This window comes from Peribacillus sp. JNUCC 23, from assembly GCF_053653995.1.
The window spans coordinates 1245379-1261534 of the sequence record NZ_CM132202.1; the positions used below are offsets into that span (position 1 = coordinate 1245379).

A 16156-nucleotide genomic window follows, 5' to 3' on the forward strand; every position below is an offset into this window, starting at 1 on the left:
AGTTTAATGATTCAATCGATGATATTAATCGTACTTTCTTATGCTTTTGGCTGCATAAATGGTGCTTATTATCTTAGTAAATGGAAGATGGGAAAAGATATCCGCGAACTCGGAAGTGGGAATGCTGGGGCAAGAAATGCAGGACGGCATTTAGGGAAAAAAGGGTTTCTATCTACCGTTGTCATTGATGCTGCCAAGGTGTTTATGGCGTTGCTCATTGTTAGTACCTTAACAGAAGTAAGTGAAATGGTCATGCTATTATGTGCTTTCGGTTTATTAATCGGACATATTTGGCCAATTCAGCTTCAATTTCGTGGTGGTAAAGGAGTCGTGGTTTTTTTAGCCGTTACCCTTTATCTTGTCCCAGTTGCTATTGTGGTGACAGGAATTGTCATGGGAATCGGTTATTTATTGTTACGTAGATTTACCATTCCCGGTATGATATCAATGCTGACAATTCCGATTACTACTTGGATAACTGGACATTCATGGACTTATTCAATAGGCTTGCTGTGTATGTTGATTATTGTGCTATTCGCTCATATACCGAACAGCAGGAAGAAAGAAAACTTAGAAGATATAGGAGAGTGAACATAGTGGAATTTGTTTATAAAATCGCTTCAGAGCAAAATGAGTTCGAGCAAATTTATAAACTTAATTATCAAACATTTGTGGAAGAAATTCCTCAACATAACCAAAACGAACAGCAGCGATTGATTGATCGTTTTGATAAACAAAATACATACATGATTGCTAAGAAAAATCATGAGGTCGTTGGAATGATCGCCGTTAGATCCAACCGTCCATTTTCATTGGATCAAAAACTAACGAATTTGGACGACTATTTACCAAGTGATGCAAACCCTTGTGAAATAAGACTTCTTACTGTAAAAGATGAATTCAGAAAAAGTCCCGTTTTTTATAAATTAGTTGAAGTGCTAGTCAACTATTGTTTGGAGAAAAAATACAATATGGCGCTCATATCAGGTGTAGAGCAGCAAATCCCTTTATACAAAAGAATGGGTTTTCAAGCGTTCGGGGAGATGGTTGGAACAGAACAAGCCAAGTTTCAGCCAATGTATTTGACAAAAGAGCAATTTGAAAACTCCACAAAGGTGTTCAAGCGGCTAATAGCTAGAAAATCCAATGAATCTAGCAAAGTTTCGTTCCTTCCAGGTCCGGTACAGCTTCATCCTGAAGTAGTAAAGACTTTTGCTCTGCCTTCACTCTCACATCGCTCGGGTGTATTTATAAAGGGAGTGGACAAGATACGGAAAACTCTTTGTAACATGACAGAAGCCAAGTATGCACAAGTTGTTGTTGGGACTGGTACATTAGGCAATGATATCGTTTCTGCTCAGCTATCTCAGATTGAAGGCGATGGTTTGATTTTGGCAAATGGTGAATTTGGCTATCGGCTGATTGACCATGCCTCACGCTTTAATTTGTCATTTTTTACGATTGAAAAAGAATGGAATACGCCCATTTCGGTTTCAGAGATCGAACATTTCTTAAGAGAAAACCCGAACATTAAATGGATCTGGACGGTGCATTGTGAAACTTCAACCGGCTATTTATTTGATTTGGAAAGAATCGAAGAGCTTTGTCTTAAGTTTGGTGTTGAATTATGTGTCGACGCATGCAGCTCGGTTGGTGTTGTCCCGGTATCCTTCAAAAATGTACTAATGGCGACGACAGTCAGTGGAAAGGCATTAGGATCATACCCTGGTCTGGTTATAGTTTTTCACCGGGAAAAGCTACGTCCGAATGCTAACGTGCCAAGGTATTTAGATATTGGCATGTATCAAGAGTATGAAGGTGTTCCTTTTACCCATTCTTCTAATTTATTAAAAGCGTTGCACGTTGCATTGCAAAAAGTAGATAGCAGCATAATCGAAACAAAAGCGGCATTCATTAGAAAATTCTTGGAGGAAAATGGCTATAATTATTTAGGAGACGAAGCCTATTCACCAGGCATTATTACCATTTGTTTGCCATTCTATCATTCTTCCAAAATGCTAGGTGATTATTTGAAAAGTAAAAACATCCTTACAAGCTATGAAAGTAACTATTTATTAAAGCGAAACTGGATCCAAATTTCGTTAATGGGTCATCATAGTGACGAATCAATTCGTACTTTGTTTCTTGCTTTGACGCAAGCAAAAACAGCCTTTGCTAGTAAGGTGTGATGGGATATGACGCAGAAGGGAATACGTGTTACCCCGAAGTTGCTGTTTTTCCTTGCGTGTGCATGTATGTGGTTGAAGACCGTTATCGTTTCATTTATTGGTTTTGATATTACCATCCACACATGGTTTGATGCGCTGCTTCTTGTTGTCAATCCAATCGGTTCATTGTTTTTATTAATCGGACTCAGCATGTACTTTACAAAAAGGCTTCATATTAAATGGCTTTTGGCGATTATGATACTAGTAACAGGATTGCTTTATGGAGATTTACTGTATTACCGTTTTTATATTGATTATGTGACCGTTTCTATTTTGTTTCAATTTAAAAATGTCGGGGGAATTGGACCAAGTACGTTTGAGTTGATGAAGGCATGGGATTTACTCTTATTTGTAGATATAATAATCATTGCCTGGCTTTCAAAAACAGCCATTGTTCAATCCAAAGAGATAAGTGTCCGTTTCAAAAAACGGTTTATCGGCTTTAGTACATTATTACTTTTTTTACTAGCAGGTCTTGGGTGGAGCCAGTCTCCTTATCTTTTTTCTGCCTCGTATAATAGAGAGCAGATGGTTAAAAGCATCGGTCCTTATAATTATCATCTTTATGACATTGTAATGGGGCTTCGTCCTACTATTGATCGTGCAGTGGCTACACACGTTGATACTGCGAAAATCGAAGAATATATGGCGAGTAAACAGGAAGATACAACGGATTTCTTTGGACTGGCAAAAGGAAAGAATATTGTGTTAATCAGTATGGAATCCACACAAAACTTTGTAATCAATCAAAAAGTGAATGGTCGAGAAATTACACCATTTTTGAATGACTTAATAAAAGAAAGCTTTTATTTCAATCAAATTTATGACCAGACTGCTCAAGGAAAAACATCCGATTCTGAGTTTATGATTGATACAAGTTTATACCCGCTGTCTGGAGGATCTGTTTTCGTCAGACGACCTGGGAATACGTTTACTAGCCTACAACATCTATTGAAAGAGAATGGTCAGTACTATTCCGCCTCCTTTCATGGCAATGACCCGTCCTTTTGGAATCGGGAAAAGATGTATGAAAACCTTGGCTACGATCGTTTCTTCTCCAAACAAGATTACCAGGTAACCGATGAGAATTCGGTGAATTATGGTATTAAAGATATTCCTTTTTTTGAACAATCTGTGGAGCTCATGAAAACAATGCCTGAACCATATCTTGCAAAATTAATTACATTGACGAATCACTTTCCATTTTTGCTGGATGAAAATGACCAACTGATCGCGATGGGGGATACCGACGAAGGTGTCGTAAATCGGTATGTGACAACAGTTCGTTATCAGGATGAAGCAATCAAGCGATTGTTTCAAACGCTTAAAGATAATGGGATGTATGAAGACACAATCTTTGTGTTGTATGGAGATCATTACGGAATTTCAAAAAAATATGAAGCGGCATTAAGTCAAATGCTAGGTGATGCGTATTCGCCAATTAATCATATTCATTACCGCCAAGTACCAGTGATTATCCATATCCCTGGTGAGGGCGGGGAGACTATTTCTGTTCCAGGCGGAGAAATCGACATCCGGCCAACACTTTTACATTTATTGGGCATGAAAGCAGAAGACACCATATCGTTCGGTCACAACTTATTCACAAGGAAAGCAAGCCATCCCGTGATTTTCAGAGATGGTGGTTTCGTGAATGATACGTATATTTTCCAAGATGGGGTTTGCTATAATAAATCATCGGGGGAACAGTTAGATAATACTGCCTGTGAACCATATCAAAAAACTGTTCATGATGAATTAGGATTGTCAGATGAGATAATATTTGGAGACTTATTGCGATTTAAGGGAATAAAAGATTAAAAATGAGGTTGTTTGAAAAAGGTTCTGACTCCACACTCTATACACCGTTTATTGTGTCATTTACACGTGAAATAAACAATCTATAGTAGCTGTGGGAGTCAGAACCCTTGCGTTTTAATCATATTAAACAGTAAGAACTAGTTTACTTTTTTCCAAGGCATTCGTGAAATCTTTAATCAAATCATCTGGGTTTTCAAGGCCTGCTGATAGACGAAGCAGGCTTTTTGTAATGCCACGTTTTTCACGTTCTTCATCAGACATTGCTGCATGTGACATCTTCGCTGGATAAGATAAAATCGTTTCAACAGCACCAAGGCTTACAGCAAAAACTGGTAGAGTAACATCAGAAACAAAGGAGCGTAGAACATCTTCATTTTCTAATTCAAAAGAAAATACTGCGCCAGCTGACTTCGCTTGTTGCTGTTGCAAAGCAAATTGTGGATGGCTGTTAAGTCCTGGATAATGAACTTTTTTTACAAGTGGATGTGATTCCAAGAATGCAGCGATTTTTTGAGCAGATTGTACAGAATGCTCCATTCGGACATGCAATGTTTTCAGGCCGCGCATCACAAGCCATGCATCCTGAACACCGAGAACGGCTCCGAATGAATTTTGCAGAAATCCAAGTTTTTCTGCTAATTCTGGATCACGTACGACGGCAAGACCGGCCACGACATCGCTATGTCCGGATAGGAATTTAGTCGCGCTATGAAGGACAATATCTGCTCCCAATGTTAGTGGCTTTTGTAGTGCTGGTGTTAAAAATGTATTATCAACATATGTTAACGCACCAATTTCTTTCGCAATACAACAGATCCCATGAATATCTGACACCTTCAAAAGAGGGTTAGAAGGTGTTTCTATATAAATGGCTTTCGTATTAGGTTGAATGGCTGACTTCACACTTTCTAAGTCCGTCATATCAACAAAGCTATGTTCAATATTGAAGCGGGAAAGTACTTGTGTGACCATCCGAAATGTTCCACCATATACGTCTTCAGATACAATCACATGATCACCCGCTGACAGGAGCATGAAGGCAGTAGAAATTGCCGCCATTCCTGATGCGAAGGCAAATCCATTTGTACCTTCTTCAAGTTCAGCAATAATCTCTTCCAACGCTTCGCGAGTTGGATTCGCGCTTCTGCTGTAATCATATTTCCCAAACTGGTCACAATCAAATTGATGGAAAGTGGAAGCATGTTGAATCGGCACACTTACTGCCCCGTTTGTTGCATCATATTTATAGTTATTATGAAGAAGTAATGTTTCAAAGCTGAAATGATCTGCTGTCATGCTGATACCTCCTCTTTTATTTTAGCAAATGCTTGTTCTAGGTCTTGGATGATATCTTCCGCTGCTTCAATTCCTACAGAGAATCGGAGCAGCCGATTACAAATACCGTTTGCGATTCTTATTTCTTCCGGGATGTCCCCATGTGTTTGTGTGGCAGGGTAGGTAATAAAGCTTTCGGTCCCGCCAAGACTTTCAGCAAATGAGACAAGGTTTAAGCTTTGTAAAAATGAATTCACATATTGTTCATCGCTTACTCGGAAAGAAAGCATTCCGCCTTTTCCCGGATAGAGAACATCTGTAATGGATTCATGGCTAGAAAGATAATCTGCAAGTTTCCGTGCGTTTTCTTGATGTCTTTCCATTCGTAAAGCAAGTGTCTTCATTCCACGCATTAACAACCATGAATCGAATGGACTTAGTACCGCACCTGCACTATTATGGTGATGTGCTAGAGCTTCAGACAGATCTTTCCCTTTTGATATAATGAGTCCAGCAAGCACATCATTATGTCCGCCTAAATACTTCGTCGCACTATGAATTACAATATCGGCACCGCTTGCAATCGGTTTTTGAAGAAGAGGCGTATAGAACGTATTATCGACGATTAATAGGACTCCGTATTGTTTGGCTATGGCTGACACCGCATCAATATCCGTTTCCTGCATAAGCGGGTTTGTAGGTGTTTCTAGAAAAATCGCTTTTGTTTGAGGGGTAATACTGTTTTCAATCTCATTTACATTACTTGTGTCAACATATGTACATGTTAACCCCCATTTTTTAAAATCTTTCTCGAGCAAACGGTAAGTACCGCCGTATAAATCACGGCTGACAATCCATTCATCTCCAGATTGGAAAAGGGAAAGGACTGTGAAAATGGCAGCCATTCCAGAGCTACAAGCAAAACCTTGATCTCCACCTTCAAGTTTAGCTATCGCTTGTTCAAGTAGCTGACGAGTTGGGTTCCCTGACCGAGAATAATCATATCCAGTTGATTGACCAATTCCATCATGGCGATAAGCAGTTGAGAAATATACAGGAGGACTTACTGCACCAGTTGCAGTTTCACTTCGATTCCCTAATTGAGCTAGTTGTGTATCAATTTTCATTATCGTTCACGGCTCCCTTTTTTAGAATATAAAAACATCAATGAGCGTCTGCTCTAAAGTTCAGGCGATGAAAAAAGTTCAGGTTCTAAAAATTGTATCACCTTATGAAGGTGGCGGTGCGTAGCTGATTTTGCGAAGCCCTGCCCCTTTTCCATAGAAAAAAGTCTTCTATAAGAAGAAGACTTTAGAATCGCATAAGTATGCAGTCTCTTCTTATCTACCAAGCCAAATAGCTTGATGGAATTAGCACCTTGGCAATATTTTACGATTGCTGGTTGCTGAGGCGTCACAGGGCCAGTCCCTCGACCTCTCTTGATAAGAAAAATTGATTATTAAGTTAATTAAGAATTTACTATACTTTCTCTTTATTGTCAATTAAAAGCATATTATTATTTTCACCACTAAAAATGGAATTAATTTGTAATTAATGTATTAAATATGTTACTTGATATAAAGAAATTGAAGAATCAATACGTTCAGTAATAAACAATATAAAAAATCAATTAAGTGACGTTTGTTAGTTTATCTGAATATAATGCCTACATAGGGAGTGAGGATATTGAATAAGGCCTGTGAATTTGATACAAATAAAAAAGTAATCCACTCCTTTCAACGTAGTATCGAAATTACTTCAGCAATCCTATTATTAACCGGGCAAATTACAATCATTGGCGTGTTTGTAAGACCAGGCAGATTTAGTCTTTCGTTAGGTGGTCCTCTTTTTGGAGGGCATCGTTTAGAAGGGAAGGACCACTCGCAAGAAGGAAACCTTTTTATCGATATACTGGACATCATTATAGCTATATTATTAATCAACGATGTAATACATGTGACTGGCACATTTGTGTCGTCTGGTGATTTTTCAATTAATGTTTCAGGTCCTATTTTCGGTTATCCGGAAGTTCTTCCGGCACTGCCAATTGAAGATTATAACTTTTTTAATAAAATAGTAACGCAGCATTATATCGTTCCACCAGAATTATTAACTAATATAAAAGGGAATGAGTAAAATGTCATTAACAGATATACCTACAGTAAAAACTTCTAGAAACAATACATTTTTAATAGCGCTCCCCATTATCATTTTCATATTTTTCTTCACTCAGCAAAAGTCCACAGATGTCTAAATTTCTAAAAAGGAAGGATCTTAAACCTAAAACCTAGAAAAGATGGGGGTAGAAACTTTAAGTCATCCTTACTGCTAATTGACAATAAAGTCCTTTAAAAAATAAGAAAGTTGTTTAATTCTTATTAAGCTAAAGGGGGGCGTTAGTCTAACAAAACATGTACTTATGTTCCTCCACAATTGGGCGTGATTGTTGAGCAACACAGGTAGAACATGACCAAACCTTTTTATAAAAATCTTATACTTGGTTAGAAAGATTAACTCCATTTTGATCAATCTTTATTCAAAATGGAGTTTTTTGTGTATGTTGATAAATCAGGGTTTGTGATTTTAATTTAATTAAGCTTTATTAAAATGCTACATACACTATACTGTTGCTTTGTAATAAAATTTGATGATTTATATTAAAGATTGATAATTTGTAAAAAAGTTTGATTAAAATCACATTACCCCTTTAGTTTTTTTAAAAGATTTTTTGGATATTTATGTTAAAATAACAATTAAGATTGTGAAAACATGTACTTAAACTAACGGGGCAGGTTAGTTCAAAAAGAGAAGGGAAGTTTTATGTCGCATTTGACAGAAAATACGACATAAAAAAAGAAAGAGCAATTCACTCTTTCAATTGAAAACACTAAAGATACCGGTGAAACTACTTCGAATTAATTTGGTTTTGGACTTTTCTAGTTAGTTTTTCAAAAACTAAATTATACGAATGTAGAATTAGATTTTCTAATAGCTCGTTGGATAGGTTTGAATCAAAATAAATAGAGTTCCAGTGTGTTTTATTCATATAATGGCCAGGAATAATTCCTTGATAGGTTTCTCTTAACTCTTCAGAGCGAGTCGGTTCACATTTTAAAGTAATAATTGACTTTCGTTGAGAGTCTCCTCCCATCATTGCAAAAATCTTCCCCCCAATATGATAACGATCTGCTTGCCATTCTACTTGGTAATCATGTGTCGTTCCAGGTAGTGTCAGGCAAAATGACTGAAGTCTATCTTTATCCATTTATAAGTCTCCTTTTATAACACAGACGTACGTTCGATTATTTTTATTATAATCAATAACTTATGTATTTCAATAACATTGTTGGAAGGCAAGAATATCACAAAACGTAGAAGCATTTGAAAATAGACAGATATTGCATAGGAAGAGGTGACAGTAGTGCATTGGGAGTGTAGATATTGTGATTTAGGGTTTCCTACATCTGTTGAGGGAGATACCATATGCGCCGGTTGCGGAGCTGAATGGGAAGCGGCAAAAATACTTGTTGAAGATGAAGAATAGGACACATTCCGAATATAATGTGTAATAAAAGAGAGGGTGCTTGTTCAACTAACAGGTAGCTTTAGTGAAAGAAGAATCTGCATAAAACCCCCCTTTTTTATGCAGTTACCATGCTTCTTCAGAAGTCAAAAATGTTGATTTATCAACCATGTATAAAATTATGTATAAACGATAAAAATGGCCCATTCGGAACCCATTGAGTACCAAGGGGGTTTATATTTCGGAAGTTCCGAAAATTGACTTTATGTTAACTAGATTTGTATAAAGTATTCATGTATTCCTTAGAAACCTTATTCAGTAAACGGGCCATTTAATTGGATAACACTTTAATTAACCTTAACGAATACGGAGGTGGTTATTATAAACAAACGCAAATTGGTAATGACGATTATTGGAATCATTATTGGAGGTATTATAGTAATGAGTGTTGCTACTTTAAATGTTGCAACAAAATATCCTATACTGAACAATCCAAAGGATATACAACAAAACTTAACGGTTTGGCAAAATAGAGGGGGAGAAATACTTAATCCTACTCTAATAAAAGTAGAACATTTGGGAGAATCAGATACCTATATAGCTTTCTTTAGAAATCAGTCAGGTGATTTAGGAATAGCAACCATGAAAGAAGGTCCGAATAAAAAGCTGAAAATATTAAATAGCCACTATGGGACGGTTGTGGCAGGTTACAATGGGGTAAAGACGGATACAGGGAATTATGGCATCATAACTGGAAAAAACCCCAATAAACAAATTTATTCCATACAGGTAGTATTGCAAGATGACTCATTGAAATATAAGGTGAAAGTCCCGGAAGATGCATATTTTATCATCGTGAAAGAGCTGCCCAAAGGAATAAGTAGTAATACATTTGCCGACCTTTATCTCTTTGATAAGGAAAAGAAAGAAATTAAACAATACTAGGGATCTTAACATTCTAGAATCGGGCGCTTTAATTTAACAAGTAGCTAAAAGGATCTTCCAACCGAAGATCCTTTTTCAATACCGATAAGGAATTTGATGTTAACTAGATTTGTATAAAGTATGCATGTAATATTAGAGAATCTTGTTAAAAAATGTGATAGATGTTGCAATAGGAGGTAATAAGAAATGAAAGTATTCTTTATATGTGGACCGCAGGCCGTAGGAAAAATGACGATCGGTGAAGTAATATCAAAAAAACTAGATTTGCCATTGTTACATAATCACATGACATTGGAGCTAATTCAACCATTTTTAGGTTGGGTGCCAGCTACTTTTCAACTTTCTGATCAATTTAGAACAGCTATATTCAAAGAAATAGTTGAACAGTCGGAAAATAAGGGACTAATTTTCACATTTGTAATGGCTTTTGATATACCAAAAGATGTTGAAGAAATTAATAGATATAAAGAGATATTTTTATCTAAAGGTATAGATGTCTTTTTCATTGAACTAAAAGCAGATTTGGAAGAAAGATTACGTAGAAATAAAACTGAAAATCGATTAGCTAAAAAAACCTCAAAACGGAATTTGGAACATTCCGAATATGAATTGCTTGAATCTTATAGAACACACCGATTAAATTCATTGCCCGGAGAGATAAAAGATAAACATTATTTTCAATTAGATGTAACAAATCTAACAGCTGAACAAGCAGCTGATAAAATAATTGAACATTTTAATAACTAATGGATAGTTAGTGCCTATAAAGATGATTATGTAAACTATTCTTGAAATAACATAAGAGGAGTTTTTTTATCTAGCTTATTAAGCTAACGAGCAGAATAGTTTAATTTATTGTTAATTAAAAAAATAATGTTTTCTATTTCAGTAACTCATAAATGACAAACAAAGCTAATATTTTAATAACTGATAATTTTTTACTCTTTTGGTATAATTACATTGAATTTCCAAAAACATTTTACAGGAGAGGTTTATGAAGATTTGTAAATTAGCTAATATTTGTGCCCTTATTATTGTTTTATCAGGATGTAACGCGTATTTATCTCAAACAGAAAAACAAGAAGAGCCAAAAGTAATCAAAATAGAAGAAACGAAAGGGAAAGAGAAGTCCTCGACTATTGCACACCCTGAACCGAAAGAGAACTTTGAAGATATGTCAAAAGAAGATATATTAACGAGACTACTTAATTCAGTAGATTATTTTGAAACTGCAGCTGGAACTTTTGAAACTTTTGATTCTGTTTATGATGGTTCAATAAGTAAGATAAAAGTAGAGTACAAATATAGTAATAAGGGTGTAATTGGTGGATATGGAAAATTCATAAGCTACCCCGATGAAAATAATACTAATTCTGAACGCCATGAAAATGAGTATTATTATAACAACGGTACAATGTGGACTTTAGATTTAAATCGGAATGAGTATGTTTCCCAAAACTATGAGTTAAGTGGTAAAAAAGATAAAGTTATTGCAAATGATGTCTTCCAAATTGATTTATATAAGATATATGATTCAGAGGAAGAGTTCAGAGAAAGGTCACCAGACAGTGGTAATCTATTCTATTATGAATTTGTGGCAAAATATTTAAGGTACGAAGACCAATGGGAGATTGAAAAACAGAACGAAGAAGTCCTCGGACACAATACAATGGTTATTTATGGTGACATAGATGAGAGTATTAGAGAGACTAATTATGCACAGCCAAATGAAAATAGCTTTCGTATTTGGGTTGACAAAGATACAGGAATCATTCTGAAAAGGGAAATCTATAACAAGGCAGGAGAGGTAATAAGCTATTTACACCCGTCTTCCCTTGTTATTAATAAGGTATATGAAGAGGAAGAGTTTTTACCTGTATTAGACAACTATAAAGAAAAATATATACCGAATTTCACTGTAAATGATGAAAGAGAAAATGATATTGAAGTTATTGAACATGCTGATGCTATCCCGAGTAGTGTACAAAAAGTAATGGAAATTCAGCGAGAAACAATTCCGTGTTTTTATGAGTTCAACGATACAATAGTAACGCCTTTTTCGGCTAGTATTGAGAAGTATAAAGGGCAACAGCAAGCTTATGTAGTATATAGCTATGACAAGCCAGATACAGAGAAAGGATCCGGTTCACGGTTACTATATACAAGGATTTATCCTAGGGACTCTGTAGTTAGAACAACAGGAGACTTTAATTCTGAACTGGGAGAAGAGAAAGAGAACTTTACTTTGGAAGAAATCAAATGGAGTGTATTCGAAATAACCGGGACACCAAATATTCATCTTAAAGGAGAAAAGGATGAGTTTGTATATGAAATAGTTACGCAAGGAGTATCTCTACAAGAAGTTAAGGAGTTACTAGCTACATTTATAAGAAGTTCATAAAGTTAAACAAGCAGCTAAAAGGATCTTCCAACCGAAGATCCTTTTTCAGTACCGATAAGCGTGATTATGTAAACTCTTCTTGAAATAAAATACGAGGAGTTTTTAAATCTAGCTTATTAAGCTAATGTGTGACAACAGTTCAAGTGGAAGCCTCTTTCTTCAACTAACAGTTCAACAAGGTTTTCTATTTAAGTGGTAAAATATGTTTATAAAAGGGAGGTTTTCTAAAATGATATTAGCCATTTTTACAATATTAGCACTTGCAATTGCTTGTTTATCTTTATACCTAACTACAAGGAATAGGAAAAATAGAATAATAACTGGAATTGTCTTGATATTATTAGTTTTAACGTATCCGTTATTTTTACCTTTGTTACACGAAACTAAGGTGCTTCAAGGATTAGACGGAACAGCAACTTTAATGCTTTTTTATTTTATAATATTGTTAGGTGGAATTATCACAATCATTGCAGGTCTTTTCACAAAAACCAAATTAAGTGAAAGTAATAAATAAAACTCCTATTCAAGTAACTGGTGCTTTAACTCAACAGCGCGACCACCAATTTGGTGGTCTTTTCAATGTATGAAAATAACTAAAATCATACATTCGAAAAAAAACCTTCTTCAACTAAAGTGGTAGGATAAGTCTAGAAGAACGTCGAATTGATTTTGCGGTTGAGGTTGGAGGATTGAAAAGAATTTGAAATTATTTTTTGTTATTTTACTTATTTTATTTGGGAGTTTTTTAATTGGATTAACAGTTGATGAATTTGGTAAGACAGGTAATATCATTATGAACATAATAGGACTTGGATGTAATTTAGGAGCTGTTTTCATTGCAAAAAGCAAAAAAGAAAACCAACAATCTTGTTAAACAAACGGGAGCAAGAATGGAATAGGATAAATTTCTTTGAAGCTGAATATAGGTAGTAATAAATCCTTGTTGGAAAGGTGTACCGAAATGCTGAAAAACGCTACGGGTATAGATGGATTTGTATATTCACTTCTGTTTCTTTCTGTGTTTTTGTATTGGATTTATATAACTTTTATAAAGAAGCGAAACAAATAATTGGTTCCATGTTAACTCCATTAAAAGGCGCTTTAATTCAACAACGTGACCACCAATTTGGTGGTCTTTTTAATGTACGATTCTATACTAAATCATACATTCACCCCCCCTTATTGAACTAACTGGGCAGGTCAGTTCAATAAAGATTGATATAATAAATAGATTGCCATGTATAAAAACTAATGGAGTGATAAATATGGAAAACTTTGAAGGTCTCCTGCCAAGAAATCAATATGATGTCGATTGGGTTGAAAAAATAAAAAAACTAGATAGAAATAAAAACTTACCTTTATTGCCTGATCTCCTAGTGTTTACTCAAGATATGAACTGGCCAGTTGCACCAAGTGTATTGGAAATGCTATTAACTTTCCCCAGGGAAATTGTCCCCCATGTGCAAGATGTTTTATCTTCAGATGATGATAACTGGAAGTGGTTTATTCTGCATTATTTGGTTATTGAATTGCCAGTAGAGTCAAGAGTCCAGTTTAAAGAGTATTTAACAAAAGTGGCCGAAACACCAACACAAAATGAACTCGCAGAAGAACTTGATAAAATAGCAAAAGAAATTTTAGAAATAAAATAAACTCTTCTTCAACTAACGGGTGCGTTAGCGCCATAAAAAGGCCGCCAATTGGCGGCCTTTTTTACACTCTTTTGAATGTATGAAAATATGTAATATCATACATTCAAAAGAGTGTAAAAGTTATGATACAATCAAGGCTCTTTAATGTATGATTAAGAAAATCTGGTGGCAGAGGTTATGGCATAGAAGGAATTAATTGCAGAGTCTATGAAGAAAAAAATGAGGTGAAGAAAAATGGTTGCAAAAACAGAAGAAGATTTTAATGGTTTGAAGGAAATTGGCAAAATTGTTGCCTCCATTAGAGATGAATTGGTAAAAAGAACAATTCCTGGCATAATGACCAAAGAACTTGATGATATAGCCGGAGAGCTTTTTGAGAAAGCAGGTGCAGTTTCAGCCCCAAAAGGTGAATATGATTTTCCTGGCTATACTTGCATTAGTGTTAATGAAGAAGTGGCACATGGTATTCCGGGTCCTCGTGTTATTCATGAAGGGGATTTAGTAAATATAGATGTTTCTGGTTCCAAAAACGGTTATTTCGCAGATACAGGAATCTCGTTTGTAGTAGGCGAAGGAGAAGAAGTATTAACGAAAATATGCGAAGTTGCTAAAAAGGCATTTGAAGCAGGGCTTAAGAAAGCAAAACCCGGTTCCAAAAAAAGTGGAATCGGAAAAGTAGTATTCCAAACAGCGAGAGAGAATGGATTAACTGTTATCAAAAACCTTACAGGACATGGTATTGGACGTACAATACACGAAGCACCTGACCACATTTATAATTATAATGATAAATGGGATGATGAATTATTAAAGGAGGGGATGGTTATCGCATTCGAACCATTTATCTCAACCTTCGAAGAAGAAGTATTCCAAAAAGAAGACGGCTGGACCTATGCTACAGAAAAAAGCTTTGTAGCTCAATTGGAACATACGATTATCATTACTAAAAATGGTCCGATTATTGTCACACTTTAATTCAAGCATACGCGAAAAAGAAAAATATATGAAGTTCGCTTACTAACAGGTGCGTTACCGTCATAAGAAGGCCGCCAATTGGCGGTCTTCTTAATGTACGATTCTATCTAAAATCATAGATTCAAAAAAACCTTCTTCAACTAACGGAGCAGGTTAGTTGAAGAAGAACTGAATGAATAAATAAAAACAGCCAGTTTGGCTGTTTTTTATAAAAAATCCAAATGCTTGCAAAAAATAATCAGATTTATGGAAGTTATATTAATTCCAGTTTTTCTCTATAAATTGAACTGCAGGTTGTAAATTTGTTTTGTTAGCAATTGAAATGAGAGCGGGAACCACAGAAGGGTCCGTTTTGGAGAAATTAGGGATCCGTGGATTTAACCGAAAAAAACGATTTCCTAGAAGCTGAGAACTGACCATGGATTCATAGTAACCGGATCCACTAGCGACAATCTGAAGAAATGGCAGTAAAGGTTCATTGGGCGATCGGTCCAAAAGAACTCCCCAATTTGGGGGAAGGTTCTTCATATTTTCGGGGCGTATGTTATCTGCACTAACCATCCCCCACCCCTCTGTATCTCTTCTTAATTGAGTCGGCTCTTCACCTGTTCCAATGGATAATACCGCAATTTGATCCAGCGGCTGTTTGGCTTTCCCCACTGCAAACGCGATACTGGCTGTACTGGGGTTAGTTGCTACTGTATACCCATCCACATAGTTCTGATAGGCTCTTTGCGTCGCGGGAGCCCCACTGCTCCGTAGTATTACATCACTCGCTTTCTCATTAAAATAGGGAGAGTCAGGAAAGTTGTGGAATAACACAGGAGTCCAACGATTCAGCTCCGGTGAGAATAAATGAAATGCAGGGACAACAATTCGTCTTTTTAAGTTTTTGAGGAGAAGATCTGGTGGAAAAAATGTTTGAACTGCTTTAATGAAACTAGAGTATGGTAATTGTTGGTTAAAAACAGGTCCGCCTGGTCGGGAAACGCTGAATGCCGGCAGGATTTTATCCTTAAAAAACTGGAATGTCTCCTTCGGCGATCTTCCACTTGCTAACGCAAGGGCAGTGAATGAACCGATTGAATTTCCCGAAAAAACATTGGTTCGACTAATTAATTTTGGATTTTGCTGAGCCAGTCTGTTCAAAAGTTGTAAACTTAAAGCACCTAAGGTACCGCCTCCATCAAAGGACATGATCCGATATTTTGTCAAAGTTGATTTCTCCTTTCTAATCTGATCACAAGTATCATTCAGTATATGTTTATTTCATGTCTTGTATGGGTATGAATACCACTTTTACCTGAAATCCTTCAGGAGCCGCCGGATTATGTAG

15 protein-coding genes and 1 riboswitch are annotated in these 16156 nt (G+C 36.0%); of the genes, 11 read left to right on the forward strand and 4 right to left on the reverse strand.

Annotation, left to right across the window (positions count from 1 at the left end; all coding sequences use genetic code 11):
• Window positions 1-6 precede the first annotated feature (6 nt).
• Genes JNUCC23_RS05955 through JNUCC23_RS05965 form a run of 3 tightly spaced genes read left to right on the forward strand, consistent with a single transcriptional unit; the run spans window position 7 to window position 4049 of the window.
• Complete coding sequence (locus JNUCC23_RS05955; protein WP_157279565.1) at window positions 7-591, forward strand: glycerol-3-phosphate acyltransferase; 585 nt, start codon at window positions 7-9, stop codon at window positions 589-591.
• 5 nt (window positions 592-596) lie between these two features.
• Complete coding sequence (locus tag JNUCC23_RS05960) at window positions 597-2189, forward strand: GNAT family N-acetyltransferase (protein ID WP_454214793.1); 1593 nt, start codon at window positions 597-599, stop codon at window positions 2187-2189.
• A gap of 6 nt (window positions 2190-2195) precedes the next feature.
• Window positions 2196-4049 carry an LTA synthase family protein gene (locus JNUCC23_RS05965; protein WP_454214795.1) on the forward strand — a complete coding sequence of 618 codons (1854 nt, stop codon included), beginning with the start codon at window positions 2196-2198 and terminating at the stop codon, window positions 4047-4049.
• A gap of 123 nt (window positions 4050-4172) precedes the next feature.
• Here the strand turns inward: JNUCC23_RS05965 and metC are convergent, their stop codons facing one another.
• The gene (gene metC / locus JNUCC23_RS05970) at window positions 4173-5345 is read right to left on the reverse strand and encodes a cystathionine beta-lyase (protein WP_454214797.1); all 1173 of its coding nucleotides are present in this window, start codon (window positions 5343-5345) and stop codon (window positions 4173-4175) included.
• Window positions 5342-6454 (reverse strand): methionine biosynthesis PLP-dependent protein, encoded by a 1113-nt coding sequence (locus JNUCC23_RS05975; RefSeq protein ID WP_403073966.1) that lies wholly within the window; start codon window positions 6452-6454, stop codon window positions 5342-5344. Before JNUCC23_RS05975 ends, metC begins: the two co-directional genes overlap by 4 nt.
• A gap of 207 nt (window positions 6455-6661) precedes the next feature.
• A riboswitch (SAM riboswitch) is annotated at window positions 6662-6773 on the reverse strand.
• A gap of 228 nt (window positions 6774-7001) precedes the next feature.
• Between JNUCC23_RS05975 and JNUCC23_RS05980 the strand changes: the two genes are divergently transcribed.
• Window positions 7002-7460 carry a hypothetical protein gene (locus JNUCC23_RS05980; RefSeq protein WP_403072468.1) on the forward strand — a complete coding sequence of 153 codons (459 nt, stop codon included), beginning with the start codon at window positions 7002-7004 and terminating at the stop codon, window positions 7458-7460.
• 769 nt (window positions 7461-8229) lie between these two features.
• Here JNUCC23_RS05980 and JNUCC23_RS05985 read toward each other — a convergent pair.
• Entirely contained in the window at window positions 8230-8589 is a 360-nt protein-coding gene (locus JNUCC23_RS05985) for an MmcQ/YjbR family DNA-binding protein (RefSeq protein WP_454214799.1), read from the reverse strand.
• A 699-nt stretch (window positions 8590-9288) separates the two neighbouring features.
• Here JNUCC23_RS05985 and JNUCC23_RS05990 point away from each other — a divergent pair.
• The 7 genes from JNUCC23_RS05990 to map all read left to right on the forward strand — a co-directional run bounded on the left by JNUCC23_RS05990 (window position 9289) and on the right by map (window position 14820).
• Window positions 9289-9792, forward strand: a complete 504-nt coding sequence (locus tag JNUCC23_RS05990) for a hypothetical protein (RefSeq protein ID WP_454214800.1) — start codon at window positions 9289-9291, stop codon at window positions 9790-9792.
• Between the two features lie 186 nt (window positions 9793-9978).
• The gene (locus JNUCC23_RS05995) at window positions 9979-10539 is read left to right on the forward strand and encodes a shikimate kinase (protein ID WP_454214802.1); all 561 of its coding nucleotides are present in this window, start codon (window positions 9979-9981) and stop codon (window positions 10537-10539) included.
• Window positions 10540-10786: 247 nt separating this feature from the next.
• On the forward strand, window positions 10787-12193 hold the full coding sequence (locus JNUCC23_RS06000) for a hypothetical protein (RefSeq protein WP_454214804.1): 1407 nt from the start codon (window positions 10787-10789) through the stop codon (window positions 12191-12193).
• Between the two features lie 229 nt (window positions 12194-12422).
• Window positions 12423-12707, forward strand: coding sequence for a hypothetical protein (locus JNUCC23_RS06005; protein ID WP_454214806.1), 285 nt, complete (start codon window positions 12423-12425; stop codon window positions 12705-12707).
• Between the two features lie 186 nt (window positions 12708-12893).
• The gene (locus JNUCC23_RS06010; RefSeq protein WP_454214808.1) at window positions 12894-13067 is read left to right on the forward strand and encodes a serine kinase; all 174 of its coding nucleotides are present in this window, start codon (window positions 12894-12896) and stop codon (window positions 13065-13067) included.
• Window positions 13068-13458: 391 nt separating this feature from the next.
• A complete protein-coding gene (locus JNUCC23_RS06015; RefSeq protein WP_454214810.1) occupies window positions 13459-13845 on the forward strand; it encodes a DUF5071 domain-containing protein in 387 nt (128 codons plus the stop codon).
• Between the two features lie 234 nt (window positions 13846-14079).
• Window positions 14080-14820: a type I methionyl aminopeptidase gene (map, locus tag JNUCC23_RS06020; RefSeq protein WP_454214811.1), complete on the forward strand. Its 741-nt coding sequence runs from the start codon at window positions 14080-14082 to the stop codon at window positions 14818-14820.
• A gap of 258 nt (window positions 14821-15078) precedes the next feature.
• Here the strand turns inward: map and JNUCC23_RS06025 are convergent, their stop codons facing one another.
• Window positions 15079-16035 (reverse strand): patatin-like phospholipase family protein, encoded by a 957-nt coding sequence (locus tag JNUCC23_RS06025; protein WP_403072471.1) that lies wholly within the window; start codon window positions 16033-16035, stop codon window positions 15079-15081.
• Window positions 16036-16156: the final 121 nt, after the last annotated feature.